21 protein-coding genes are annotated in these 25,398 nt (G+C 71.4%); 8 read left to right on the top strand and 13 right to left on the bottom strand.

Annotated elements, in window-relative coordinates:
* The first annotated feature begins 137 nt into the window (after positions 1 to 137).
* The 3 genes from JOD52_RS14060 to JOD52_RS14050 all read left to right on the top strand — a co-directional run bounded on the left by JOD52_RS14060 (position 138) and on the right by JOD52_RS14050 (position 5,480).
* A complete protein-coding gene (locus JOD52_RS14060) occupies positions 138 to 956 on the top strand; it encodes a serine hydrolase (protein ID WP_259785517.1) in 819 nt (272 codons plus the stop codon).
* Between the two features lie 72 nt (positions 957 to 1,028).
* Entirely contained in the window at positions 1,029 to 1,841 is an 813-nt protein-coding gene (locus JOD52_RS14055) for a serine hydrolase domain-containing protein (RefSeq protein ID WP_204410640.1), read from the top strand.
* A 450-nt stretch (positions 1,842 to 2,291) separates the two neighbouring features.
* Entirely contained in the window at positions 2,292 to 5,480 is a 3,189-nt protein-coding gene (locus JOD52_RS14050; protein ID WP_204410638.1) for an alpha-mannosidase, read from the top strand.
* 39 nt (positions 5,481 to 5,519) lie between these two features.
* Here JOD52_RS14050 and folP read toward each other — a convergent pair whose 3' ends face one another.
* On the bottom strand, positions 5,520 to 6,482 hold the full coding sequence (gene folP / locus JOD52_RS14045) for a dihydropteroate synthase (protein ID WP_204410636.1): 963 nt from the start codon (positions 6,480 to 6,482) through the stop codon (positions 5,520 to 5,522).
* 146 nt (positions 6,483 to 6,628) lie between these two features.
* Here folP and JOD52_RS14040 point away from each other — a divergent pair, with 146 nt between their 5' ends.
* Positions 6,629 to 7,777 (top strand): NAD-dependent epimerase/dehydratase family protein, encoded by a 1,149-nt coding sequence (locus JOD52_RS14040; protein ID WP_204410635.1) that lies wholly within the window; start codon positions 6,629 to 6,631, stop codon positions 7,775 to 7,777.
* A gap of 10 nt (positions 7,778 to 7,787) precedes the next feature.
* The gene (locus tag JOD52_RS14035) at positions 7,788 to 8,915 is read left to right on the top strand and encodes a glycosyltransferase (RefSeq protein WP_204410633.1); all 1,128 of its coding nucleotides are present in this window, start codon (positions 7,788 to 7,790) and stop codon (positions 8,913 to 8,915) included.
* Between the two features lie 215 nt (positions 8,916 to 9,130).
* Here JOD52_RS14035 and JOD52_RS14030 read toward each other — a convergent pair whose 3' ends face one another.
* Both JOD52_RS14030 and JOD52_RS14025 read right to left on the bottom strand, forming a co-directional pair.
* Positions 9,131 to 9,901, bottom strand: a complete 771-nt coding sequence (locus JOD52_RS14030) for a WD40 domain-containing protein (RefSeq protein WP_204410631.1) — start codon at positions 9,899 to 9,901, stop codon at positions 9,131 to 9,133.
* A gap of 359 nt (positions 9,902 to 10,260) precedes the next feature.
* The gene (locus tag JOD52_RS14025; RefSeq protein ID WP_017823220.1) at positions 10,261 to 10,584 is read right to left on the bottom strand and encodes a hypothetical protein; all 324 of its coding nucleotides are present in this window, start codon (positions 10,582 to 10,584) and stop codon (positions 10,261 to 10,263) included.
* Between the two features lie 88 nt (positions 10,585 to 10,672).
* Here JOD52_RS14025 and JOD52_RS14020 point away from each other — a divergent pair, with 88 nt between their 5' ends.
* Complete coding sequence (locus JOD52_RS14020) at positions 10,673 to 11,347, top strand: hypothetical protein (protein WP_204410629.1); 675 nt, start codon at positions 10,673 to 10,675, stop codon at positions 11,345 to 11,347.
* 23 nt (positions 11,348 to 11,370) lie between these two features.
* Here JOD52_RS14020 and JOD52_RS14015 read toward each other — a convergent pair whose 3' ends face one another.
* A complete protein-coding gene (locus tag JOD52_RS14015; protein ID WP_204410627.1) occupies positions 11,371 to 12,231 on the bottom strand; it encodes a uroporphyrinogen-III synthase in 861 nt (286 codons plus the stop codon).
* Positions 12,232 to 12,325: 94 nt separating this feature from the next.
* On the opposite strand from JOD52_RS14015, the gene JOD52_RS14010 reads away from it, so the two are divergent.
* Positions 12,326 to 12,598 carry a hypothetical protein gene (locus JOD52_RS14010; protein ID WP_017823223.1) on the top strand — a complete coding sequence of 91 codons (273 nt, stop codon included), beginning with the start codon at positions 12,326 to 12,328 and terminating at the stop codon, positions 12,596 to 12,598.
* Between the two features lie 23 nt (positions 12,599 to 12,621).
* On the opposite strand, the gene hemL is transcribed toward JOD52_RS14010, so the two are convergent.
* The 8 genes from hemL to hemE form a co-directional block, all read right to left on the bottom strand.
* On the bottom strand, positions 12,622 to 13,953 hold the full coding sequence (gene hemL / locus JOD52_RS14005) for a glutamate-1-semialdehyde 2,1-aminomutase (protein WP_204410625.1): 1,332 nt from the start codon (positions 13,951 to 13,953) through the stop codon (positions 12,622 to 12,624).
* Between the two features lie 68 nt (positions 13,954 to 14,021).
* Positions 14,022 to 15,041, bottom strand: a complete 1,020-nt coding sequence (gene hemB / locus JOD52_RS14000) for a porphobilinogen synthase (RefSeq protein ID WP_204410623.1) — start codon at positions 15,039 to 15,041, stop codon at positions 14,022 to 14,024.
* A complete protein-coding gene (locus tag JOD52_RS13995) occupies positions 15,038 to 15,916 on the bottom strand; it encodes a uroporphyrinogen-III synthase (RefSeq protein ID WP_083871728.1) in 879 nt (292 codons plus the stop codon). The genes hemB and JOD52_RS13995 overlap by 4 nt, the downstream gene beginning before the upstream one ends.
* Complete coding sequence (gene hemC / locus JOD52_RS13990; RefSeq protein WP_204410622.1) at positions 15,916 to 16,920, bottom strand: hydroxymethylbilane synthase; 1,005 nt, start codon at positions 16,918 to 16,920, stop codon at positions 15,916 to 15,918. Before hemC ends, JOD52_RS13995 begins: the two co-directional genes overlap by 1 nt.
* Positions 16,917 to 18,218 carry a ferrochelatase gene (locus tag JOD52_RS13985; protein WP_376983429.1) on the bottom strand — a complete coding sequence of 434 codons (1,302 nt, stop codon included), beginning with the start codon at positions 18,216 to 18,218 and terminating at the stop codon, positions 16,917 to 16,919. The genes hemC and JOD52_RS13985 overlap by 4 nt, the downstream gene beginning before the upstream one ends.
* Positions 18,219 to 18,276: 58 nt before the next feature.
* The gene (hemQ, locus tag JOD52_RS13980) at positions 18,277 to 19,026 is read right to left on the bottom strand and encodes a hydrogen peroxide-dependent heme synthase (protein WP_204410620.1); all 750 of its coding nucleotides are present in this window, start codon (positions 19,024 to 19,026) and stop codon (positions 18,277 to 18,279) included.
* The gene (gene hemG, locus JOD52_RS13975; RefSeq protein ID WP_204410618.1) at positions 19,023 to 20,594 is read right to left on the bottom strand and encodes a protoporphyrinogen oxidase; all 1,572 of its coding nucleotides are present in this window, start codon (positions 20,592 to 20,594) and stop codon (positions 19,023 to 19,025) included. The genes hemQ and hemG overlap by 4 nt, the downstream gene beginning before the upstream one ends.
* Positions 20,591 to 21,802: a uroporphyrinogen decarboxylase gene (gene hemE / locus JOD52_RS13970; protein ID WP_239551911.1), complete on the bottom strand. Its 1,212-nt coding sequence runs from the start codon at positions 21,800 to 21,802 to the stop codon at positions 20,591 to 20,593. The genes hemG and hemE overlap by 4 nt, the downstream gene beginning before the upstream one ends.
* 83 nt (positions 21,803 to 21,885) lie before the next feature.
* Here hemE and JOD52_RS13965 point away from each other — a divergent pair, with 83 nt between their 5' ends.
* Entirely contained in the window at positions 21,886 to 23,157 is a 1,272-nt protein-coding gene (locus tag JOD52_RS13965; RefSeq protein ID WP_204410616.1) for a glutamyl-tRNA reductase, read from the top strand.
* Here JOD52_RS13965 and JOD52_RS13960 read toward each other — a convergent pair.
* Positions 23,132 to 25,372, bottom strand: a complete 2,241-nt coding sequence (locus JOD52_RS13960; protein ID WP_239551910.1) for an acyltransferase family protein — start codon at positions 25,370 to 25,372, stop codon at positions 23,132 to 23,134. The genes JOD52_RS13965 and JOD52_RS13960 overlap by 26 nt on opposite strands.
* Positions 25,373 to 25,398: the final 26 nt, after the last annotated feature.

Genomic DNA, 25,398 nt, shown 5'->3' with positions numbered 1-25,398 from the left:
AGGAAACGTAAGCAAGGAGTAAAGTCGATTGCTGTCCGGGCATTTTGCTACTTTCGTCTAAACGCAGGTCACAGCCCTGCCGTGGCCCGATCGAGATCCCATCCGGCGGGCGGGGTGCAGTGTGGGATCCTGGCCCCGTGGCTACCGACCTGATCCCTGCCGATGCCTTCGCCTTCGCCTGCGCACTGGGGGTGAGCGATGCCGATGCCGCCGTGCACGTCGAAGGTGACGACCGCGCCGTATGGCCCCTGGCCAGTGTCTCCAAGCCGATCGCGGCCCTCGGAGTGCTGATGGCCGTGGACCGCGGCCTGGTGGACCTCGACGAGGCGGCCGGCCCCGAAGGTGCCACCGTGCGGCACCTGCTGGCCCACACCGCCGGCTACGGATTCGACGGGGAGGACGTGGTCGCCCGCCCCGCATCCCGCCGGATCTACTCCAACACCGGCTTCGAGGTCCTCGCCGCCCACGTGGAGCAGGCCACCGGCTACGACTTCCCCGACTGGATGGAGCAGACGGTCGTCGCCGGGCTCGAGCTCCCTGATCTGGACGTGGAGGGCAGCCCCGCCGCCGGCTACCGCGGCAGCATCCGTGATCTGCTCGCCGTGGGCCGGGAGCTGCTGACCCCCACCCTGATCCCCGAGCCGCTGTGGCGCGAGGCCACCACTGTGCAGTTCCCCGATCTCTCCGGCATCCTGCCCGGCTACGGCCGCCAGAAGCACAACGACTGGGGCCTCGGCTTCGAGATCCGCGACCACAAGGAGCCGCACTGGACCGGCAGTGGGTCCGCTCCGGAGACCTTCGGCCACTTCGGGCAGTCGGGCTCCTTCCTGTGGGTGGACCCCACTCGCGGCCTCACCGCCGCGTTCCTGGGCGAGGAGCCCTTCGGCCCTGTCCATCAGGAGAACTGGCCCGCCCTCACCGATGCGATCCTGGCCCGTGCCGAGCAGGGCTGGTGACATGCACGGGGCGGCCGGGGCGGAACCGATGCGCGAACTGATGCGCACCGCCCTCCGGAGGGGATGGGCCGGATGAGAGCCCTGGACCTGCTGGACGAGTTCGGCTTCGAGGCCGCCGCCGTCGCGCTCGGGCCCGAGGGCATGCGCGCCCAGCGCGGAGACCTGGACCTGCCCCGTGCCTGGCGTTCGGTCACCAAGACCGTGACCGGCCTGGCCTGCACCATCGCCCTGCAGGAAGGGCGGGTTCACCTCGACGACGAGGCCGGGCCTCCCGGGTCGACCCTGCGGCACCTGCTCACCCATGCCTCCGGCTGCACCTACGAGTCGCCCAACACCCTGCAGCCGCCCGGGCAGCGCCGGCACTACTCCAACTACGGCATCGACGAGGCATCGCGTCACGTGGAGCGTGCGCTGGGGCGCGACTTCGGCGACTGGGTCACCGAGCGCGTCGCAGAGCCGCTGGGGATGGACCACCTGGAGTGGGGCGGCTCGGCCTCGGTGGGTGCGGTGGGCCCCCTGGCCGACCTGGCCCTGTTCGCCGCCGAGATGCTTCGCCCCACCCTGCTGGAGCCGGAGTGGCACCGCCAGATGACCACCCCTCAGCTGCCCGAGCTGGTGGGCATCATGCCCGGCTTCGGCAAGCAGAGCCCCAACCCTTTCGGGCTCGGCTTCGAGGTGCGTGGCACCAAGAGCCCCCATTGGACAGGCGCCGACAACAGCGAGGAGACCTTCGGGCACTTCGGGATGCGCGGCTGCGCGTTCTGGGTGGACCCCCGCGCCGACCTCGCCCTGGTGGTGGGAACCTCGCACGACTTCTGCGACGCCCACCGCAGGGTGATGCCGCTGCTCTCCGACGCGGTGCTCGAGGAGTTCGGCAGGCGCTGACGCCGGCCGCTGGGGATCCCGACTTTTGGGCGCAACACGCCGACGGACGCGCTCTTCTTGTCGTGGGGATGCCGCATTGCGCCCATTTGTGGGGTGACAGGTTCTCAGGCGGCCGGGGACTAGGTGGCTGGGCGGCTGGGGTCTGGGCGGCCGGGGGACTGGGCGGCTGGGGTCTGGGCGGCCGGGGGACTAGGTGGCTGGGCGGCTGGGGGACTAGGTGGCTGGGGTCTGGGCGGCCGGGGGACTAGGTGGCTGGGCAGCCGGGGGACTAGGTGGCTGGGCGACCGGGTGACTGGGCGGCGGGGGGACCGGTTGGCGGGATGACGGGGCTGAAGCGCTTTAGCATGGTGTGGCGACACCGTGACGCGGGCCTCACCCCTGGGTAGGCTCGATGCTCCGGAAGCCCACCCGACGTCCCATCGGCGCGCCGCCGCCACGAGGAGCCCCTCCATGTTCGACGACAGGGAACTCACCGAGTCCCGGATCAGCCGCTTCGTCCAGGACAGCCTGGCCGCGAAGATCTACCAGGAGCGGGCGGAGGTGCAGATCACCGCCTACCGCGTACCCGGGGAGCCGATCCCGCCGCGTGAGGCCATCGCCCAGCAGTACGAGCCCATCGAGGTGGGCGCCCGACTGGGCCGCGCCTGGTCCACCACCTGGCTGCACGTCACCGGCACCGTCCCCTCCGAGTGGGCCCAGGACGACACCTCCGCCTGCGAGCTGATCGTCGACCTCAACTTCACCGGTCAGCCCGGCTTCCAGGCCGAGGCCCTCGTGTTCACCCCCGACGGCGTGCCAGTCAAGGCCATCAACCCCTACAACCGCTACCTCCCGGTCACGCCCGGCGAGCAGCTGGACTACTACCTCGAGTGCGCCGCGAACCCCATGGTCTCCGGCGACTGGAGCTTCTCACCCACCCCGCTGGGTGACCCGGACACCATCCCGGAGGAGGACCTGTACCGGATCAAGGAGCTCCAGCTGGCCCGCCGTGACGTGCAGATCTGGGAGCTCGCGGAGGACGTGCGCGCCCTGCGCGGATTGATGGTCTCCCTGCCGGAGAAGAGCCAGCGACGCCACGAGATCCTGCGCGCACTGGAAGCGGCCCTGGACGCCGCCGACCCCGACGACATGCCCGGCACTGCCCGGATCGCCCGCGAGGTGCTGCGCCCGGTGCTGGAGTCCCCGGCCGGGGCGTCGGCCCTGACGGTGCTGGCCACCGGCCACGCCCACATCGACTCCGCCTGGCTGTGGCCGGTACGGGAGACCGTCCGCAAGGTGGCCCGCACCTTCTCCAACGTGTGCACGCTGATCGAGAACGACCCTGACATCACCTTCTCCGCCTCCTCCGCCCAGCAGTACAAATGGCTGAAGGACCGGTACCCCGAGCTGTTCGCCCGAATCAAGGAGCGCGTGGCCGAGGGACGCTTCGCACCGGTGGGCGGCATGTGGGTGGAGTCGGACACCAACATGCCCGGATCCGAGGCCATGGCCCGCCAGTTCGTGGCCGGCAAACGGTTCTTCCTGGAGAACTTCGGGGTGGAGACCAGGGAGACCTGGCTGCCGGACTCCTTCGGCTACTCCGCCGCACTGCCGCAGATCACGGCGCTGGCCGGTCACGAGTTCTTCCTGACCCAGAAGGTCTCCTGGAACCAGGTCAACACCTTCCCCCACCACACCTTCCGCTGGGAGGGCATCGACGGCACCAGCGTGTTCACCCACTTCCCGCCGGCCGACACCTACAACGGAATGCTCTCCGGTGAGGAGCTGGCCTACTTCGAGCGCAACTTCAAGGAGAAGGGCCGCTCCAGCATCGGCATCGACCTGTTCGGCTGGGGCGACGGCGGTGGTGGTCCCACCCGCGAGATGATGGCCGCCGGTCGCCGCGCGGCCGACCTCGAGGGCTCCCCGAAGGTCGAGTTCGGCACCTCGGAGCAGTTCTTCGAGCGGGCCCGCGAGGAGTACCCGGACGCGCCGGTGTGGAACGGCGAGCTGTACCTGGAGCTGCACCGCGGCACCTTCTCCGCCCAGCCCGGGACCAAGCAGGGCAACCGACGCAGCGAGCACCTGCTGCACGAGACCGAGTTCCTGGCCTCCCTGGCCGCGATCCGCAGCGGGTTCAAGTACCCCCACGAGCAGCTCGAGGAGCTGTGGGAGGACGCGCTGCTGAACCAGTTCCACGACATCCTGCCGGGCTCCTCGATCGCCTGGGTGCACCGCGACGCCGAGCGCAGCCACGCCGCGCTCGCCGAGCGTGCCGGGGAGATCATCGAGCAGGCCCTGGCGGCCCTGGGCGGCAGTGCCGAGGACGGTGCCACTTCGGGGGACGCAGGTGCAGGTGCCGAGCAGGTGCTGGTCAACACCACTCCCGTTGCCCGCCGCGGCGTGCCCGCCTACGGGGCGGGCCCCGTGGAGGCCCCCCAGGAGGCCGTGGTGGTGATCCGCGAGGGTGACACGGTCACCGTGGAGAACGAGCACCTGCGGGCCGTGCTGGACGGGACCGGCTCCATCGTGTCCCTGCGGGACCGCGCCACCGGCCGTGAGGCCATCGCCCCCGGTGAGCGCGGCGCGCTCCTGCAGCTGCACCGCGACACTCCCAACGCCTGGGACGCCTGGGACATCGACGAGTTCTACCGCCACGTGGTGCGCGACATCGACACCCCCACCGGGGTGGAGGTCAGCGAGGACGAGGGCGGCGTGCGGGTCTCCTACACGTACACCACCGAGCTCCCGGAGGATGCGGAGAGTCGGGGCGTGACCGGTGCGGGATCCACGATCGTGAAGACCTTCGTGCTGCGCCCGGGGGACACCTCCTTGGAGATCGTCAACGACCTGGACTGGACCGAGCGCAAGAAGGCCCTCAAGCTTGCGTTCCCGCTGGACGTGCGGGCGGCGCACATGAGCAGCGAGATCCAGTTCGGTCACGTGGACCGCCCCGTCCCCGTGAACACCACCTGGGACTTCGCCCGCTTCGAGACCTGCGCGCACCGCTGGGTGCACGTGGCCGAGGGCGACTACGGCGTGGCCATCGCGAACGACTCCACCTACGGCCACGACGTGCTGCGCACCGTGCGCGAGGACGACGGCGGCACCACCACCACGGCCCGCCTCACCCTGGTGCGCGCGCCCGAGTACCCCGATCCGGGTGCCGATCACGGCCACTACACGATGCGGGTCTCGGTGCGTCCGGGCGCGGGTATCCGGGAGGCCGTCGAGGAGGGCTACCGGATCAACCTGCCCGAGCGGCAGGCGCCCGCGGCGGCCGCGCAGGCCATCGCCGCGCCACTGGTGGCCGTGGACGCACCGAATGTGCTGGTGGAGACGGTGAAGCTGGCCGAGGACCGCTCCGGCGACCTGGTGGTGCGCCTGTACGAGTCCGAGGGGGCCAGGGCGGCTGCCTCGGTGACCCTCGACGGAGAGCTCGACGGCGGGGAGGTCACCGTGGTGGACCTGCTGGAGCGTCCCTTCGGCGAGGACGCCCCGGCCTTCCGCTCCGCGCACCAGCGCGGGGAGGACGGCACCGTGCAGCTGGCGTTCCGCCCCTTCGAGATCAAGACCCTGCGCATCTCCCGCGCGAGCAGACGCCGGGCGGACGGGGCGGTGCATGCCGAGGCGGCACCGCTCCGTCGCCGCTCGAGGTGATCACGCCCGTCGGCGCCCGAGGTGCCCCGGCCGGTCCACTCAGACGTTGTGGACGAACGGGCCGGCCGGCTCGCGCCATCCGGCCAGCACCTCGAACATGCGGCACATCCGCACGGTGGCGCGCACGTCGTGCACCCGTAGGATCCGCGCCCCCCGGTTCATCGCCCATGCGGCCGCGGCCAGGGACCCCTCCAGGCGCTCCTCCGGCGGCAGGCCCAAGGTCTCCCCGATCACGTCCTTGCGGGACAGGGCAGCCAGGGTGGGCAGCCCCAGGGAGGTGTAGGCACGCCAACCGCGCATCAGCTCCAGGGTCTGCTCGGTGGTCTTGTTGAGGTCGGGCCCGGGGTCGATCACGATGCGGTCCTTGGTGATGCCGGCCTCCAGGGCGCGCTCGATCCGTGCGGCCAGGTACTCCCGCACCTCCTCCACCACGTCCTCGTACTGCGGGAAGCGGTACGGCTCCCTCGGTCGTGCCAGCGAGTGGCACAGGATCACGCTGGCACCGCCCTGGGCGACGACATCCACCATGCGGGGATCGGACAGGCCGGTGGTGTCGTTGATGATGTCGGCCCCCGCCGAGATGGCCGCGGCAGCGACCTCGGCATGGAAGGTGTCCACCGACAGCAGCACCTCCGGCAGCTGTGCCCGCAGCGCCTCCACCACCGGGACCACTCGGTCGAGCTCCTGGTCCACCGGCAGCGGGCCCCCGGGGGCGAACCTCACGCCGCCCACGTCGATGATGTCGGCCCCGTCAGCGGCGGCGGCGATCCCGGCGGCCACCGCGGCCGGCAGATCGTAGGAGACGCCCTGGTCGAAGAAGGAATCGGGGGTGCGGTTCACGATCCCCATCACCAGTAGGCGCCCGGTGGTATCAGGCAGGGGGCGCGGCGTGGGCCGCGGTGCCGGTGGAGGGTCCGAGGGAGGTGCAGGATCGGGGGCTATGGTGAGTGCCGCTGCGGGAGTCCCGGCCGTCGAACCGCTGTCAGTCTGCACGTGGGTCATGGCCCGTTCCTCCGCTGTTCACCCGGGTGTCCGTCATCTTTGAGCCGCACCCGACCTGCACTACGTTATGAGTGGGCACGCCGAAAGACAATCCCGGCCGCGTGTCCGTTTCATGGCCGGATCACGAACCTTGGAGGACTCGAGAGATGAAGATCGTCGTCGCCGGCGGAGACGGATTCTGCGGTTGGCCCACTGCCCTGTACCTCTCGCAGAAGGGGCACGAGGTCACCATCGTGGACAACCTGGTGCGCCGCGAGATCGACGACGAGCTCGGCTCCAACTCCGTCACCCCGATCCTGCCGCTGGAGGAGCGCGTGGCCGCGTGGAAGGAGGTCTCCGGCAAGGAGATCGCCGTGGTCATCGGTGACCTCACCGACTACGACACCGTGGCGGGCCTGTTCCAGGACCTGCAGCCCGAGGCGTTCGTGCACTTCGCTGAGCACCGCAGCGCCCCCTACTCGATGATCGACCGCGAGCACGCGATCGAGAACCACCGCAACAACGTCGAGGGCACCCTGAACGTCCTGTGGGCGATCAAGGACTACGCGCCGGACTGCCACCTGGTGAAGCTGGGCACCATGGGCGAGTACGGCCAGCCCAACATCGACATCGAGGAGGGCTGGATCGAGATCGAGCACAAGGGCCGCAAGGACCGCCTGCCGTTCCCCAAGCAGCCCGGCTCGTTCTACCACCTCACCAAGGTGCACGACAGCGACAACATCATGTTCGCCTGCCGCATCTGGGGCATCCGCGCCACCGACCTCAACCAGGGCGTGGTGTACGGACTGGAGACCGAGGAGACGCGGCTGGACCCCCGCCTGGTCAACCGCTTCGACTACGACGCCGTGTTCGGCACCGCCCTGAACCGGTTCATCATCCAGGCGGCCATCGGCCACGACCTCACCGTGTACGGCAACGGCTCCCAGACCCGCGGCTACTTGAATATCCAGGACACCGTGCGCTGCATCGAGATCGCCTGCGAGAACCCCGCCGACCGCGGCGAGTTCCGCGTGTTCAACCAGTTCACCGAGCAGTTCTCGGTGCAGGAGCTGGCGGAGAAGGTGCAGAAGGTCGCCAAGGACCTCGGCACCGAGGTGGCCATCGACCACCTGGAGAACCCGCGCGTGGAGAAGTACGACCACTACTACAACGCGGTCAACACCAACCTGTTGGACCTGGGCCTGGAGCCGCACCTGCTGACCGACGAGCACCTCACCGAGGTGCTCAAGGTGGCCCAGAACAACACCGATCGCGTCAAGCGCGAGCTGGTGCTGCCCACCGTCACCTGGAAGTGACGCCGCGTCCGTGAAGATCGCGATCGTCACGGAGACGTTCCTGCCGTCGGTCGACGGCGTGGTGACCAGGCTTCGCCACGCCGTCGAGCGGTTCACCGACCAGGGGCACGAGGTGATGGTGATCGCCCCCGACCTGGGCGTCACCGAGCACCACGGTGCCCGGGTGGTGGGCATCCGGCCGGTCACCCTCCCGTTCTACAAGCACCGTCGGTTCACCCTGCCCACCCCCACGGTGGACGGCATCATCCGCGGGTTCCATCCCGACGTGGTCCACGCCGCCCAGCCGATCCTGCTGGCCTCCTCCGGGGCCTACGCCGCCCACCGGCAGCGGATCCCGCTGGTGGCCAGCTACCACACCCACATCCCCCGCTACCTGGACCTGTACAAGGCCTACCGATGGGGCAAGCGGCCCGTGTGGTGGCAGATCAAGCGCAACCACGCGCTGGCCGACGTCAACCTCGCCACCTCCGAGAGCATGAAGCAGGAGCTCTCCGAGCAGGGCATCCACAACCTGCACGTGGTGCGCCGCGGCGTGGACACCGAGACCTTCCATCCCCGCTTCGCCTCCGATGCCATGCGCGAGCGTCTCACCCAGGGGCGCCCGGAGAAGAAGCTGCTGGTGTTCGTGGGGCGTCTGGCTGCGGAGAAGGAGATCCACCGGCTGCGACCGATGATGGACCGGCGCGACGACGTGGCCCTGGCCATCGTGGGCGACGGCCCGTTCCGGCGTGAGCTGGAGGAGATGTTCGCCGGCACCTCCACCGTGTTCCCCGGGTTCATGGAGGGCGAGGAGCTGGCCAGTGCCTTCGCCAGCTCGGACGCCTTCGTGTTCCCCTCGGTCACCGAGACCCTGGGCCTGGTGATCCTGGAGGGCATGGCCTCCGGCCTACCCGTGGTCGCCGCCCGCTCCGGCCCCACCTTGGAGCAGGTCACCGACGGGGAGAACGGGCTGCTGTTCGACTCCGGTGACGAGGCCAGCCTGGACCGGGCACTGGAGCGCCTGGCCGATACGGACCTGCGCTCCCGGATCCGCACCGCCGCCCGGGCAGAGGCCGAGAAGTTCTCCTGGGAGAACGCCTCGGACGACCTGCTGCGCTATTACGAGATGGCGATCGAGCTGCACGGTCCCCGGGTCTGAGCAGGCAGATCCGCCGTCTGGCCCGGGGGATGCGCTGTCTGGCGTAGCCGGGGTCGTATCGGTCTGCCCTCCGTGAGTGGACCCCAGTGGCTGTTCTCCTTGCCGAGAACAGCCACTGGCGTCCACTCATTGCGTCAGCAGCCCGTCGCGGGACGGTGCAGGGCCGGGATGGCAGGGGTCAGCTGCGGCGGCGGGAACAGAGATCGTCGCCGACGTCAAGGCATCTGCAGGCGTGACCACTGCGTGCCGTCCCAGCGCAGCACCCCGAAAGTCCAGCTCACCACGTACAGCGCGGAGCCGTCGTGAGCCCACTGCACGCGGTAGGCCGACCCCCGTGCCGGGGGCAGGTCCCTGTGCTGCCCACCGTGCACGTCCCACACGGTCACGGTGTCGTCGGACTCGCCGGAAACAGCGACGACGTCCTCGGGGGAGACGCTGAGGCCGTACGGGCGCGCAGCCGCGGGCGAAGGCCGCGCGCGCACGGCACCCGAGGAGTCCACCACCGCCAGTGCAGCGGGTTCATAGCTGCTGATCACCAGGGAGCCGTCGGACAGGTGGGCCACGCCCAGCGGCGACCCCTCCGGCGCCTCGACAGTGCGGATGCGCTCGACATCGTTGACCGACCAGATCTGCACAGGGCCCGTGGCTCCAGCGACGGCCAGCTCGGTGCCGTCCGGCGAGAAGGACAGCGACGCCGGCATGAGGTCACCCAGGTCGATCACCTGAGCGGCCTCGCACGCCCCTTCCCGGATTCGCCATAGGCGCACGGTCCGCTCGGTGCTGAGCGAGGCCAGGAGAGCCCCGTCGGGGCTGAATGCGAGGTCGACGATCCTGCGGTCCTCGTCCTTGCCGAGGGAGTGCCCGGTGAGAGTCCACTGCCGTGCGCCGTCCCTGCCCAGGATGTCGATCTGGGACCGCCCTGCGGCAGCGAGCATGTCGCCCGAGGGGTGCCATGCCAGCGGGCCTCGACGATGGTTGCCTGTCACCGTGAGGAGCTCTCCCGACGCTGTGTCCCAGATCGCCGTGCCCCAGTCCTCCACGGAGATGGAGTCCGGGGCTGTGTGCTCCAGACCTGCGGCGAGGAGCGACGAGTCCGGCGCGAGGGCCAGTCCGTTCGGTGAGACGAGCTGGTCAGGAGAGATCTGGAACCCTCCCTAGGGGCTCGCGCCCGGGGGTGCTTCCGCAGCGGGGTGACAGGTTCCCTCTGATGTCGTCACCGAATCCTCCTCATCGCGCCAGGGGGTGCAGGCCGCGAGGGCTGTGATGCCCACCGCGGAGAGTGCGAGACCCCGACGCGTCGGCAGCGGTACGGGGCCACGGGAGCCGGCTGAGCGATTCAGGTGCGTCATGGTCTCCCTCGAATCTGCTGGAACTCATCTGCGTCCGGGTCGGCGTCGTCGTCCTCGATCCACACATCGGTCCAGCCGATGTCGCTCTCGTCCCGGGGGCGGTAGGTGCCGCGGGTGGTGAGCTGATCGGCCACGTCCTCCAGCTCGATCTCCTGGGGGTCGTGAACCTTCTCGCCCTTGTGGGGCACCGGGCAGGTCCAGAAGTACGGGCAGCCGGGGCAGCCGGCCGTCTCGTCGTCGGGCGCGGCTTCGCGCTGCATCTGCACGCCGTCCATCTGCTGCAGCATCCGCAGACGGGCGTCATAAGGGTTGATCTCCATCGCCCGCCCAGCGTACTCGCGTGTCCCGGTCGTTCCTGGGCGTGCGGAGGTCCGCGCACGATGCGGGCTCAGCGCTACCCTGAGCGCGGTGGACAGGGACCGAGGGGAGTGGGGACGGATGCGCATCAAGGGTGGAGCTGCAGTGCTCGCAGTGGCCGGAGCGCTGGTACTGACCGGATGCGTGACGGGGATCGGCACCGAGCAGCGGCAGCCGACAGCCGATCCGAGCGCCCCGGTGCAGGACGCGGTCACCCATCGCTGGTACACACCGGCCGAAGTCACCGAAGATCCTGCGGCGATCACCGCGAAGCTCCCGCAGCTGCAGGTTACGGGCGGGATCTCCCTGGACGGTCGCTTCACCGACCCCTACGACCGGGTCCCCGTACCCACTCCGGACGACTACTGGTGGCAGGCGGTGGTCGTGGTGGGGGAGGAGCACGTGGCCGAGATGATCGACAGGGCCTCCGCGGCCACTGCCTCCGACGGCGGAGGTGATGGCGAGGTGCTCACCGGTGAGGGCACCAGCACGATGAACGAACCGGCCGGCACCCGGGCCGACGACAGCGTGATTAGCGGTGTGCTGATGGGCCCGCTGCAGGAGCAGGTGGGCCAGTGCCCCACGGACTGGATCCTGCTGGGGAAGACGTTCACCGCCGACGAGACCCACACCAAATCTCCGGTGACCGCCGACCGCCTGGTGATCACCACCGCGGCCGTGTGCGAGGGCGGCGACCGGATCGTCGTGGACACGCTGGCGATCTGACCCGGCACCGGCCGGGAGCGGTCTCAGCTCCCGGCCACGGCCCGGTGGATCGCCTCGGCCAGTGCCGCACCGGTGGGCTCGGTGGCCTGGCCGTGGACCACCAGGGACCGGGCCTCGGCGGCAGTGGTGGCGGCGTCATGCATGGCGACCACCTGGATGTCGCGATGGATGCCCAGGTGCCCGGCCAGATCCGCGAGGAGCGTGGACGGCAGTGCGACCGCCGCGTAGCCGGCCAGCCGCAGGTCCCGCACCACCTGGGAGTCCAGGCTCACCGGCACCGGTCGGTAGCCGTTCACCCGCGTGACCGCGTACCCGCTCTCCTGCAGCGCACGGGTGATCGACACGGGCGTGGCGGCCGAGGTGATCAGCAGCAGGCCCGCTCCGGTCTCCTGCGCGGCGGGGACGCCCGCGGCGGCGCGGGGTGTGTCGGTCCCGGGCGCCGGGGCGCGGTGGGCCGCCGGAGCAGTGTCGAACGGCGGGATGGTGAGGGCCGGCTCGATGCCCACCTCCTGCAGGGCCGCAGCGGTATCGGCGCCCACCGCGGTGACCTCCATCCCGTGCGGGAGTGCGAGCCTGGGCCGGCCGGTGTGACCGGGGGAGCCGTGCTCCGCTGTGAGGTCCCCTTCGGCGTTCTCGTCATCGTGGTTGTCGGCGTAGGAGAGCAGCACGTCCACCGCCCGGGGGCAGTCCAGCACCAGCTGGGTGAAGCGGCCCTCCATCAGCGCGGCCACAGCATGCTTCGTGTCGCTGTCGCGGTTCATGCGCAGGTCGAGGAAAGGCGCGTGGTCCACCTCGTGGCCCAGCTCGCGCAGTCGCGCGATCAGCTCTCGTCCCTCACCTGCGGGGCTGGGCACCAGCACCGGCTTGTCGGCTGCGTCGTTCATGGGTCCTCCGGTTCGCCACGGTCTCGTCCCCGCCATTGTGCCCGCCCGTAGGATCGTTGCCAGGCCTGACCGACCATCGACCGGGAGTTGATCCATGAGCACCCCCGCCCAGCGGGTCCACGATGCGACCCTTGCGCTGCTGAACCTGCTGGAGAAGGGCGAGGAGGCCACCACGGCCCAGGCCATCGAACTGCGCTGCGAGCTGGCGGAGGCGACCGCTGCTGCCGGGCACCTCGAGGACGCCTTCTACCAGGCCGACGAGCTGCTCAAGGATGCCCAGCGCGAGCACGGCCCCGCTGATCCGTTGGTGGCACGGGTGCGGCAGACGGTCGCCGCCGTGGAGGACGTGGCCCGCCAGGGGGAGTGATCTGAAAGGTCGTTCCTCCCTGATCAGCCCTGTGCGGCGGCCTTCGCCGCGGCGGGCAGCGCCTCGAACAGCCGGTCCAGCACCTGATCGGTGTGGGCGGTGGAGAGGAACCATGCCTCGAAGGCACTGGGCGGCAGGTGCACGCCCTGCTCCAGCAGGGAGTGGAAGAAGCGGGTGAACGCCTCGGTGTTCTGGTCCTTCGCATCCTCGTAGGTGTGCACCGGCTGATCGCGGAAGAACACCGAGAACAGGGTGCCGGTGGACTGCACCACGTGGGGCACGCCCGCGTCCGCCAGGGCCGAGGCCACGGCCTCCTGCACCGCGAGCGATGCCCGCGAGATGGTCTCGTAGGCGGCGTCGTCGAGCCCTGCCAGGGTGGCCAGGCCCGCGGCGGTGGCCAGCGGGTTCCCCGACAGGGTGCCCGCCTGGTACACGGGGCCGGCGGGAGCCAGCAGGCCCATCAGCTCGGCCTTACCGCCGAAGGCGCCCACGGGCAGGCCGCCGCCGATCACCTTGCCGAAGGTCATCAGGTCAGGCTCCCAGCCCTCCCCGTCGATGCCGTACTGGCCCTCAGCGCTGGCGCGGAACCCGGTGAGCACCTCGTCGGAGATCAGCAGGGCCCCGGCCGCGTGCGCGGTATCGGCCAGGAAGCGGTTGAAGCCGGTGCCGTCCTCCGCGGGCGGGGGCACGACGCCCATGTTCGCCGGGGCGGCCTCGGTGATGATCGCGGCGATCTCCCCGCCGCGCTGGGAGAACAGCTCGGTGAGCGCCTCCCGGTCGCCGTAGGGCAGCACCACGGTGTCCTTCGCGGTGGCGGCGGTGACGCCGGCCGATCCCGGCAGGGCGAAGGTGGCGACCCCGCTGCCGGCCTCGGCCAGCAACGCGTCCACGTGCCCGTGGTAGCAGCCGGCGAACTTCACCACCACGTCACGGCCGGTGGCGGCACGGGCCAGGCGCAGCGCGCTCATGGTGGCCTCGGTACCGGAGTTGACCAGGCGGATCTGCTCCAGCGGCCGCACCCGGCTGGTGAGCTCCTCGGCCAGCAGCACCTCACCGGGCTGCGGGGCGCCGAAGCTGAGGCCCTTGCCGGCGGCCTCGCGCACGGCCTCGACCACGGAGGGGTTCGCGTGGCCCAGGATCATCGGGCCCCAGGAGCCCACCATGTCCACGTACTCGCGGCCGTCCGCGTCACGCAGCAGTGCACCGGAGGCCGAGACGATGAACGGGGGGTTCCCGCCCACCGAGCCGAAGGCGCGCACCGGGGAGTTCACACCGGAGGGGATCACCTTGCGGGCCCGCTCGAACAGCTCGGCGGAGGTGGGAGCGGGGGTGCGGGGGTCAGAAGCGTTCGACATCGGGTGCCTTTCTCGAGGGCGTTCAGGCGTGCGTGCTTGGTCGGTTCGGGGTGGCCGACGGGGCAGGATCAGAGGAACTCGCGCAAGTGGGCGGGCAGGCCGTCCCGGTACCAGCCGGCCACCTCGCTGGCCCAGTAGGTCAGCACGGTGGTGGCGCCGGCGCGGCGGAAGGCCAGCAGGGACTCCAGGATCACCTTGTCACGGTCGATCCAGCCGTTGGCCGCGGCGGCTTCCACCATCGCGTACTCGCCGGAGACCTGGTAGGCGCCCACCGGGACGGGGGAGGCGGCGGCGACCTCGGCCAGGACGTCGAGGTAGGGCAGGCCGGGCTTGACCATCACCAGGTCCGCTCCCTCGGCCACGTCCAGCTCCAGCTCCCGCAGGGCCTCGCGGCCGTTGGCGGGATCCTGCTGGTAGGTGCGGCGGTCACCGCTGAGGGAGGAGCCCACGGCCTCCCGGAACGGACCGAAGAACGCCGAGGCGTACTTCGCGGTGTACGCATACAGCCCCACGTCCAGGTGCCCGGCAGCATCCAGCACGTCACGGATCGCAGCGACCTGGCCGTCCATCATCCCCGAGGGCCCCAGCAGGTGGGCGCCGGCCTCCGCCTGAGCGAGGGCCATATCCCGGTAGCGCACCAGGGTGGCGTCGTTGTCGACCCTCCCCTCGGCATCGAGCACACCGCAGTGGCCGTGGTCGGTGAACTCGTCCAGGCACAGATCCGCCATGATCACGGTGGCATCGCCCAGCTCGCGGCGCAGGCGCGCCAGAGCCCGGTTCAGCACCCCGCCCGGGTCGGTGGCACCGGAGCCGACGGAGTCCTTGTGCTCGGGCACACCGAACAGCATCAGCCCGCCCACCCCGCGTTCGGTGGCCTCGGTGGCGGCGCGTACCAGGGAGTCCTCGGTGTGCTGGAGCACGCCGGGCATGGAGGAGATCGGCTGCTCCTCGGTGATGCCCTCGCGCACGAACATCGGCAGCACCAGGTCCGCGGGGCGCAGGGTGTGCTCGCGCACCAGGGAGCGCATCGCCGGGGTGGTGCGCAGGCGGCGGGGGCGGATCACAGGGGTGAAGGGCTCGGGGCTCATGAGGGATCCTCCTCGGGATCGGGGGCAGAGGAATCGGGTTCAGCAGGTTCGGGATCGGCAGGCTCGGGATCGGCGGGCTCGGGACCGGCGGGACCGGGGTCGGCAAGGACGGCCAGGACAGCCTCGGCCAGGGCGCGGTCGGTGGGGGCGTCGGCCTGCCGGTGCACGGTGAGGCCGGCGGTGCGGGCCTGCGCGGTGGTGGGATCGCCGATGGTGATCACGCGGGTGCTGGGGTGGACGCCGATCTGTGCGGCGATCCGGGCGATCATCGAACTGGTGAGCACCACGGCTGCGTACCCGCCGGTGCGGAGGGAGTCTGTGACCTGGGGGTCCAGGTCCGCGGGGTGAGGGGAGTAGGCGACGACCTGGGCTACCTGGTAGCCCTTGGCCGCAAGGCCCTCGGGGACGGTGGGCGCAGCAGCCGCGGAGGACGGGAACAGCACCCGGGTGCCGGGTGACGCAGCGGCGGGGAACTCGCCGACCAGCGCCGCCCCGGAGCCGCTCGCGATCCTATCCGGCTGCCGGCCGGCGGAACGCAGGGCGCTCGCCGTCCCCTCTCCCACCACGGTGACGATGACCCCGGGGGGGATGACCAGCCCGCTGCCACCTGCGAGAAGGGCGTCCACGGCCCGGGGGCTGGTGAGCACCAGGTGCTCGAACTCTCCCGCCGCCAGGTCGCGGGCAGCGTCGCGCAGCGGAGCGTCCTCGTGCAGGCGCAGCTCCACGAAGGGATGGTGCTCCACCATGAGGCCCGCTTCCTGCAGCAGTGACGTCAGGTTCCCACCGCGGCCGGCGGGCCGGGGCAGCAGCACCCGCGCCGCACCCCTGTACGAGGGGGCGGCGTGCGGTGCTGATGCAGGCGTCGGGGTCGTCATCACACCTGGTTCGGCGCCTCGGCTGCCTGATCCAGCAGGTCCCGGGCGCCCTGGTCCAACAGGTCCTGGGCAAGAGCGTTGCCGAGCTCGCCGGCGGCATCGAAGCTCCCCTCCCTGGATCCCTCGATCACTTGGGAGCCGTCGGGCGTGATCGCCAGCGCTCTCAGCTCCAGCTCCGCCCCGTCCACCGTGGCATACGCGGCCACCGGGGCGCTGCAGCCTGCCTCCAGTGCCCGCAGCAGGGCCCGTTCGGCGGTGACCGCAGCGCGGGTGGGGGCATCATCATGGGCGGCCAGCGCCTCGGCCAGCCACGCGCGCGGGCCACCGGGTGCCAGGTCCTCGGTGCGGCACTCGATGGCCAGGGCACCCTGGGCGGGCGCCGGGAGCATCACGTCGGTCCCCAGCAGCTCGGAGATCACCTCGGCACGGTCCGCGCGGTGCAGGCCGGAGGCGGCTAACACCACCGCGTCGAGATCCGCCTCGGGGCCGAGGGCCCGGTTGATGCGGGTGTCGATGTTGCCGCGGATCGAGACCACGTCCAGGTCGGGGCGGGCGCGCAGCAGCTGGGCGGCGCGCCGGGGCGAGCCGGTGCCCACCCGTGCCCCCTCGGGCAGTGTCTGCAGGGTGAGGCCGTCGCGGGCCACCAGGGCATCGCGCGGGTCCTCCCGGGCGGGGATGCAGGCCATGGTGATGCCGTCGGCCGGGGCGGTGGGGAGGTCCTTGCAGGAGTGGACCACCACGTCCACCTCGCCGTCCAGCAGGGCCTGCCGCACTGCGGTGACGAACACGCCGGTGCCGCCGATCTGGGTGAGCGGCCGGCGGTCCACGTCACCGGTGGTGCGCACGTGCACCAGTTCCACGGCCCGGCCGGCGCCGGCCGCCAGGGCCCGCCCGGCCTGACCGGACTGGGCCAGGGCCAGGGCTGAGGCCCGGGTCCCCAGGCGCAGCGTGCCCGTATCGGCGGTGGTCGCAGGTTCGGGGGCGGCGGCAGGATCGGGGGTCACGAGGCGTCCGCCTGTTCCTTCTCCCGTGCCTCCCGGGCCCGCTGCACGTCCTGGTCGGAGTCCACGCCGCTGGTGGTGGGCCGGCACAGCCGGCCCACGCAGCAGTTCGCCCCGCACACGTCGGGGGTGGGGCCGAAGTCGGTGACCTCCTGGCGGGGGAACGCCGGGTCCAGGCGCTCCTGGACCAGATCGGCCAGGGCCTTGATGAACCGCGGGTCGGTGCCGGAGGTGGCGACCCGTTCGAACGCCAGGCCCTGCTCCGCGGCGGTCTCCTTCGCCTCGGTGTCCAGGTCCCAGATCACCTCGACGTGGTCGGTGACGAAGCCGATCGGCACCACCACCACCGCGTCAGCGCTCTTCTGGGCGGCGATCTCCTCGATCACGTCGTTGACGTCGGGCTCCAGCCACGGGATGTGCGGGGCGCCGGAGCGGGACTGGTACACCAGCTGCCAGTCCGGCAGCTGCGGCATGGTGTCGTCCAGCTGCTCCATCACGTAGCGGCAGGCCGCCAGGTGCTGGGCCACGTACCAGCCGCCGGAGCCCTCCACCCGGGTCTCCTGGGGTCCGGAGGCCTCCGCCATGGTCAGCGGCACCGAGTGGGTGGAGAACAGCACCGCGATGCGGTCCACATCGTGCCCGGCCTCGGTGAGGCGGCCCAGGGCCTCGCCCAGGCCGTCGGCCACCGGGTCCAGGAACCCGGGGTGGTTGAAGTACACGCGCACCTTGTCGATCGTGACCTCGCCGACCAGGCCCGTCTCCTCTAGCACCATCGCGAAGTCCTCGCGGTACTGACGGCACGAGGAGTAGCTGGAGAACGCACTGGTCACCAGGCCCAGGGCGTGACGACGACCGTCGGCGTGCAGGGCGCGCACCGCCTCGGCGTTGTACGGCTCCCAGTTGCGGTTGCCGAAGTACACCGGCAGGTCGATGCCACGGGCGGCCAGCTCCACCTGCAGCGAGGCGATCATGGCGCGGTTCTGCTCGGTGATGGGGCTGCGGCCGCCGAGCGCCCGGTAGTGACCGGAGACCTCCTCGAGGCGCTCGTCGGGGATGCCACGGCCACGGGTGACGTTGCGCAGGAACGGGATCACGTCGTCCTGGCCGTCAGGCCCGCCGAAGGAGGAGAACAGGATCGCGTCGAACTCGCGTTGCTCACCGCGGCGGGTGTGGGTGTCGGAGTCGCGGTCCACCTCGCGCGGCAGGGGCAGCTCGGTGGCCTCGGGGGCAGCATCAGGGCCAGCAGCCTCGGGGCCGACGGCGTTCTCGGGGCCAGCGGTGGTGTCAGGGGTGGTGGTCACGGGGGTCCTTCCAGGGGCGGGTCGGTCCGGCGGCGAGGGTGCCGCCGGGCTGAGGGGTTCAGGCCAGCAGGGCGGCGATGTCGGCGGCGGACTCAAGGCGTCGGCCGGTGTGGAACGGCAGCTCCTCGCGCACGTGCAGGCGGGCATCGGAGTAGCGCAGGTGACGCATCATGTCCACCAGGTCGTGCAGGTCATCAGCCTCGAACGACAGCAGCCACTCGTAGTCGCCGAGCGCGAAGGAGGCGACGGTGTTGGCGTTGACCTGCGGGAAGTCGCGGCCCAGCTTGCCGTGCTCGATGAGCATGCGGCGACGCTCCTCCTCCTCCAGCAGGTACCACTCGTAGGAGCGCACGAAGGGGTACACGCAGATCCACTGCTTGCGGCCGCGGCCCTTGGTCATGAAGGAGGGGACGTGGGACCGGGTGAACTCGGCCATGCGGTGCACACCCACGGCGGCCCACTCGCGGTGCAGCAGGGTGCCGGCAAGGGAGTTCTCCAGGGTGCGCAGCCCAGCCTGCAGGGCCTCGGGCTCATCGGCTGCCAGCCACATCATCAGGTCGGCCTCGGCGCGGAAGCCGGAGACGTCGTAGAAGCCCAGCACCTCGCAGCCGTCGGCCTCGATCAGGGCGATGGTCTCCTCGACGGTGGCGGTGAGCTGCTCGGGGCTGGCCTCGCCCTCGGTGGCCAGGCCGCCCAGGCGGCGGAACACGGTGTAGGAGGTGTAGCGGGTGATCTCCTCACCGGCGCTCTGCGCGTCCGGGCTGGACTGGGCGTCGGGCTGGGCGGGGGCGGGGTGCTGGGTGGTCATGGGCGGTCCTCCTGGGTGGGGTCGGTGGAAGGTGTCGGTTCGGGTTCAGGGCTCGGGGGAGGTGTTGACGGGGCGGGCGCTGACGGGACAGGTGCCGACGAGCTCTCGGCCGGAGGTGGCACCGATGCGGTCTCGGCCGCGGCGCGGGCATCGGCCCGCACGATCGCGTCGATGCCGGTGCCTGCTCTCCAGGACCCCACCAGTTCGAGGCGGGGATCCTCATCGAGCAGCTCGCTGATGCGTGCGAGGGCCTCGCGGTGGCCGGGGCCGGGCCGGCGCATGGCGCGCTGCCAGGTGATCACGCGGGCGGCGCGCAGCTGGGTGCGGTCCAGGTCGGTGCCCAGGATCACAGAGGCGTCGGTGAGGGCCAGGTCCACGATCGCCCCCTCGGTGCCGTGGGGGCCGTGGGAGTCGTCCTCCGGCAGCTCCTCGCCGGGGCGGCCGTAGCTCAGGCGCACTACGTGCAGGCCGTCGGCAGCGCGGCGCACGTGCTCCCACTTGGCGGTGGCGTGGGTGAGGGCCTTGGCCCGCACCCCGGGGGTGCCGGCCGCGACCAGGGCACCGGTGCCTGACGGGGCCGCATCCAGCGCGGGGGCCTCGATCACCAGCGCCACCAGGCGCACCGGCACTGCGGGCGCAGAGGGGATCGCTGCGGCGAGAACGGGGGCGATCTGCTTCAGCAGGGTGGCGGTGGCATCGGGAGGGCAGGCCAGCACCAGGTGCTCTGCCTCCAGGTGCACTGCGGTGCTGCCCTCGTCAGTGGTGCTCGCAGTGACCTGCCAGGTGCCACCGTCCTCCCGTGCGACCGAGAGGGCGGCGGTGGAAGTGAGCACCTCGGCGCCCCGCTCGCGCAGCTGCGCCTCGAGGGCCCGGGGCAGATCGGCCATGGTGGGGGCGAGCGCCCGCACGGCCGTGCCCGCTCCGCGACCGGAGGACCGGGTGGTGTCCGGGCGCAGCAACCGCACCGCGGCGGCCAGGGAACCGGTCTCCCGCACCGCATCGGGCAGGCGCGGCAGGGTCGCGGCGAGCTCCAGGGAGTACGGGTCGGCGGAATGCACCCCGCCCACCAGGGGCGCCACCAGACGGTCCACCACGCGCCGACCCATGCGGCGGCGCACGTAATCACCGATGGTCACGCCCTCGCGCAGCCCGAAGCCGGCGGGCAGGAACCGCTCCGCCCAGGCGCGCAGCGCCCCGACGGTGCCGAGCACCTGGCGGGTCTGGCGGGACAGCGGACTGGCGGGGATGCCGAACATCCCGCCGGGAGGGGCGATGTGCACGCCGGCGGCGGAGACCAGTCGGCTGCCGCGGCCGGTGACGGGGGAGACCACCCGATCGGCCATGCCGAGTTCCGCCACCAGTGCCTCCACGGCGCCGTTGCCCACGGACCAGGCCTCGGCCCCAGTGTTGATCTCGATCCCGCCCACGGTCTGCGCGGCGATCGCACCGCCGGTGACCTCATCGGCCTCCAGCAGCGTGACCTGCCGGCCCGCGAGGGCGTGGCGGCGGGCGGCCAGCAGGCCCGCGATGCCGCCGCCGATCACGATCGTGCGCTCGGGTGACTTCATCCAGCGGCCCCGATGGTGGCTGGCGCGTCGCCGTGGGCGGAGGGCGCACTGCAGGCAGCTGCGGTCTGTTCGTGCAAGTAGGCCACCAGGTCGGTGAGCACCTGCGGGTCGGTTTCCGGGGGCACGCCGTGCCCCAGGTTCACCACGTGGCCGCTCGCCGCGGCGCCGGAGGCCAGCACCGCATCGGCCTCGGCGAAGCGCACCGCCTCGTCGGTGAACAGCACGGCCGGGTCGATGTTGCCCTGCAGGGGGGTTCCCGCGGGCAGGATGCGGGCCGCCTCGGCCAGGGTGATGCGGTGGTCCACGCCCATCACGGTAGCGCCGGCCTCGTGCATCGGGGTCAGCAGGTGCGCGGCGCCCACCCCGAAGTGCACCCGCGGCACCGGCAGGTCAGCCACGTGCTCGAACAGGGCGCGGGAGTAGGGGAGGGCGCCAGCGCGGTAGGTCTGCTCGGAAAGGGACCCGGCCCAGGAGTCGAACTGCTGCACGGCGGAGGCGCCGGCCAGCACCTGGGCGCGCAGGAAGCGACCGGAGGCCTCGGCCACCCAGGTGGCCAGGCGCTCCCACACCTCGGGCCGCGAGCGCATCAGAGCGCGGGCGGCCAGGTGGTCTCGGCTGGGGGCACCCTCGACCAGGTAGGAGGCCACGGTGAAGGGGGCGCCGGCGAAACCGATCAACGGGGTGGAGCCCAGCTCGGCGACGGTGAGGCGCACGGCCTCACGGATCGGCTCCAGGGCCTCCTCGAAGGAATCGTCCAGCACCGGCAGAGCATCCACATCGGCCTCGGTGCGCACCGGGCGGGCGAACACGGGGCCCACGCCGGGCCTGATCTCCACCTCCAGGCCGGCCAGGCGCATCGGCACCACGATGTCGGAGAAGAAGATGCCGGCATCCACCCGGTGGCGGCGCACGGGCTGCACTGTGATCTCCGCGGCCATCTCCGGGATCAGGCACGAGTCCAGCATGGTGGTGCCCTCGCGCAGCTTGCGGTACTCGGGCAGGGAGCGGCCGGCCTGTCGCATGAACCACACGCTCGGCGGCGCATCGGTGGCGACCCCTCGGTAACGGGCCAGCAGGGGCGCGTCGGCGGTGCCGTGATCGGCTCTCGAGCGCTGCAGGGGATGGTCTTCGGGCAGGTGGGACCGCACACGACCGCGATATGACGCAGTGTCGCTAAAAACGGCCTCTGACGTGCTGTTTTCTGTCATGACACCCCCATTGTGCACGACTGGGTCACAGAGTCCACTGTGTGGGTCGGCCTGGAGGTGACATCGGTCGTAGGATCGCCAGCATGCTCGTTGCCGTGCGCGCCTCCCATGAGCACCTCGACCTCGGGGTGCTCGACGCGCTCACCCGCAATTCCGAGCAGCTCGCCCAGCAGCTGCGTGCTCCCGGCGCCCCGCTGGACGGGGCCGTGGTCCTGTCCACCTGCAACCGCCTCGAGCTGTACCTCGACGCCGACCGCTTCCACGACGCCGTGGATCACGCCGTCAGCGCCGTCAGCCGCACCAGCGGGCTGGCCGAGCAGGAGGTTCGCCAGCTGCTGGAGGCTGCGATGGGCACCGAGGTGGCCCAGCACCTGTACGAGGTGACCGCGGGCCTGCGCTCCGTGGTGATGGGGGAGTCGGAGATCTCCGGCCAGGTGCGCGCCGCCTTCACCGAGGCCCTCGAGCAGGGCACCACCACCCCCATGCTCAACGACCTGTTCCAGGAGGGGCTGCGGCACGCCAAGCGCGTCTCCTCCACCACCCGCCTGGGTGCCGCCGGCCGCACCGGCGCGGCCGTTGCCCTGGACCGTGCGATCGACGTGCTGGAGGCGCCGCTCGGCGAGGCGAGCGTCCTGGTGATCGGCACCGGCTCCTACGCGCGCCTTGTCGTCGCGGAGCTCGCACGGCGCGGCGTGCAGGACGTCGCGGTGTTCTCCAGCACCGGCCGCGCCCAGGACTTCGCCGCCAGCCACGGCGTGCGGGCGATCCCGGCCGACGGGCTGAGTGCCGCTGCCGCCGGCGCGGACCTCATCGTCGCCGCCTCCGGGCACGGCCAGACCCTGCTGCACCCCGAGCACCTGAGCGATGCCCGATCCCGCGTGATCCTGGACCTGGCCCTGCACTCCGACCTCGACGCCGCCGTACGCGACCTCGATCAGGTGACGGTGATCGGATTGGCCGACCTGGCCGACGAGATTGACGACGCCGGCCAGCTGGCCGCCGCCCGCGAGATCCTCACCGAGGGCGTGGACCGCTTCGTCTCCCGCCAGGAGACCCGCAAGCTGGACCCCGCCGTCACCGCCCTGCGCAGCCGGGTCGCGACAGCGCTGGACCGCGAGATGGAGGACATCCGCGAGCGGTACCCCGAGGACATCGCCGAGGACCTCGAGCGGCGCCTGCACCGCATCGCCGCCAAGGTGCTGCACCTGCCCACCACCCGCGCCCGCGAGTTCGCCCGCGACGGCGCCGCGGATCAGTACGTCGAGGCGTTGCACACCCTGTTCGGGATCGACCTGGTGGGAGCCGCCGTGGCCGACGGCGAGGACGGCGTCACCACTCGAACCCGCCGCTCCTGAGCTGCTGGTCCACCGCATCCTGCATCGATGCCGCGTAGGTGCCGGAGATATGGCCGGCGTCGATGAACACCGTCACCTTGCCCACCACGGGCCGGCACTGGCGCTCCGGGCACACCAGAGGATTCAGGTCCAGTGGGACGACGGCCCCCGGGGACCCCGCATCGGCACCGCCCGGCGTGAGCAGTGCCGAGTCGGGGCGCTCGCCCGCCAGGTCATCGGGCAGGTCGGTGGTGCACCGAGGATCCTCCACGCCACGGTCCTGCACGCAGGTGACCGGGTTGTGCGGCAGCCGGGGTATCGCCCGCAGTGCGATCACCGTGTCCGTGCTGCGGCGCAGGTCCTCCAGGCTGGTCGCCATGCCGTCCGGGACCACCTCGACCCGGTCCTGCTGGGTCACGAAGGTCGTGGCCAGCACCACAGCGTCCGGCTGCACCCGTTCGATGTAGCGGCGCGCCGCCCGGGAGAACGCATCGCACTCCTCGGAGAGCACCGCGTCGGGCGCGTAGGTGCAGCCGCCCTTCCACAGCGTCACCATGGTCCATCCCTCGCGCTTCGCCAAGGGGATCAGTGCCCCGGACGCCTGTTCGACGCGGGAGTCCCCCACGGACACCAGCACCGGCGCATCCCCTGACCCCTCGGCGGGCACGGTGCGGCACAGTTCGCCGAGCGCCTCATGCTCCGTTGCGGCGGGTTCCAGTTCGCCGGTGCACGGATCGCTTCCGGCGACCCAGTCCTCGGTGACCATGGCGGCGGTGGGCAGCACGGAGGCATCGGGGTTCGCATCCGGATGGGGTGTGAACTCCGGGTCCAGCACGCGTGCTCCCGGGTTGTCAGAGACCGCCCGCAGCTCCGCCTCTCGCTGCTCGGTATTCAGGTGCTGATGGGCGCCCGCCACCGGTGCCAGGCCGACCACCAGGGCCACCACGGCGACAGCCGCCGATCTCCACGGCTTCGCGTTCGCCCAGCCCCAGCGCCGCACCGGGGAGTCCACCAGTAGCGTCAGCAGCCAGGCCAGTGCCAGGGCGACACCGATCAGCACAGCGCCGTCGACGATCCCGGCGCGCTCGTTGCCCGTGGCGGCGAGGTACAGGATCAGCAGCGGCCAGTGCACCAGGTACAGCGCGTAGGAGATGTCCCCCAGGACCCGGGCCGGGCGGGTGGACAGCAACCGGTCCACGCTCAGCCGGTGCCTTGTGCTCCCGGCCAGCAGCACCAGGGCCGCCGCCGTGAGCGGCCACAGGGCGATCCAGCCGGGGAACGCGCCCTGCACGTCCACCAGCAGACCGCATGAGACCAGTCCCGCCAGGCCCAGCCAGCCCGCGAGGACCCGGGCCGTCAGGAAGCGCTGTGAGAGCCGCGCGGGAATGGCCGCGGGCCGGGCCGCACGCCTCCTGCCATGAGCAGCGGCGGTGGGCTCGCCGGGTGCTGGTCCCTCGTGGTTGGCAGCAGCGGTGGCGGCCGGCATGAGGGCCAGGGCCAGCAAACTTCCGGCAGCGAACTCCCACAGTCGGGCCGAGGTGTCGAAGTAGGCGATCTGCTGTGCCGCGGACGTGGAGTGCACCGACCAGGCCAGCGACGCAACGGTCAGTGCCGCGAAGACGGGGATCAGCATGCCGCGCACCGGGATCCGCAGCAGACGGGCCAACAGCACCAGTGCCGTGATCAGCACCGGCCACAGCAGGAACACCTGACCCTGGATCGACAGCGACCAAAAGTGCTGGAACACCGAGGCCCCGGAGTCGTCAGCCGCGTAGTAGTCCGTGCCACGCTGGATCAGCACCCAGTTCTGCACCTGGAGCAATGACGCGGCGGCGTCGGTGAGCGACGGCAGCCAGCGGTCAGCACCCAGCAGGGTGAACACTCCCACCAGCGAAGCCAGCACCACCACGGCGCCCGGTGGCAGCAACCGCTTGAAGGTGCGGGCCCAGTAGGGGACCGGCCGCAACCGCTCCCCACGCTCCGCCCTGCGAAGGAAGGTCCCGGTCAGCAGGAACGCCGAGAGGAACAGGAACACGTCCACCCCGCCCGAGACCCGGTCCAACCACACGTGGTAGATCACCACCAGGCCGATGGCCACCCCTCGCAGGCCGTGCAGTTCCGGGCGGAAGCCGTCATGGCGCAACGGCAGCGCCGCCGAGCGGGGCGAAGGTGCCGCTACTGGAAGCGGCTCCACCGTGGACCGGGTCGGGAGCGGCGTGGGACCAAGGGAGGTCATGGCGTATGGGGCAGGGCGTCGTGTGG

The sequence above is a fragment of the Brachybacterium muris genome (assembly GCF_016907455.1).
Classification (GTDB): domain Bacteria; phylum Actinomycetota; class Actinomycetes; order Actinomycetales; family Dermabacteraceae; genus Brachybacterium; species Brachybacterium muris.
Note: the sequence above shows the minus strand (reverse complement) of the source record. Positions and strands in the feature narration are given on the sequence as shown.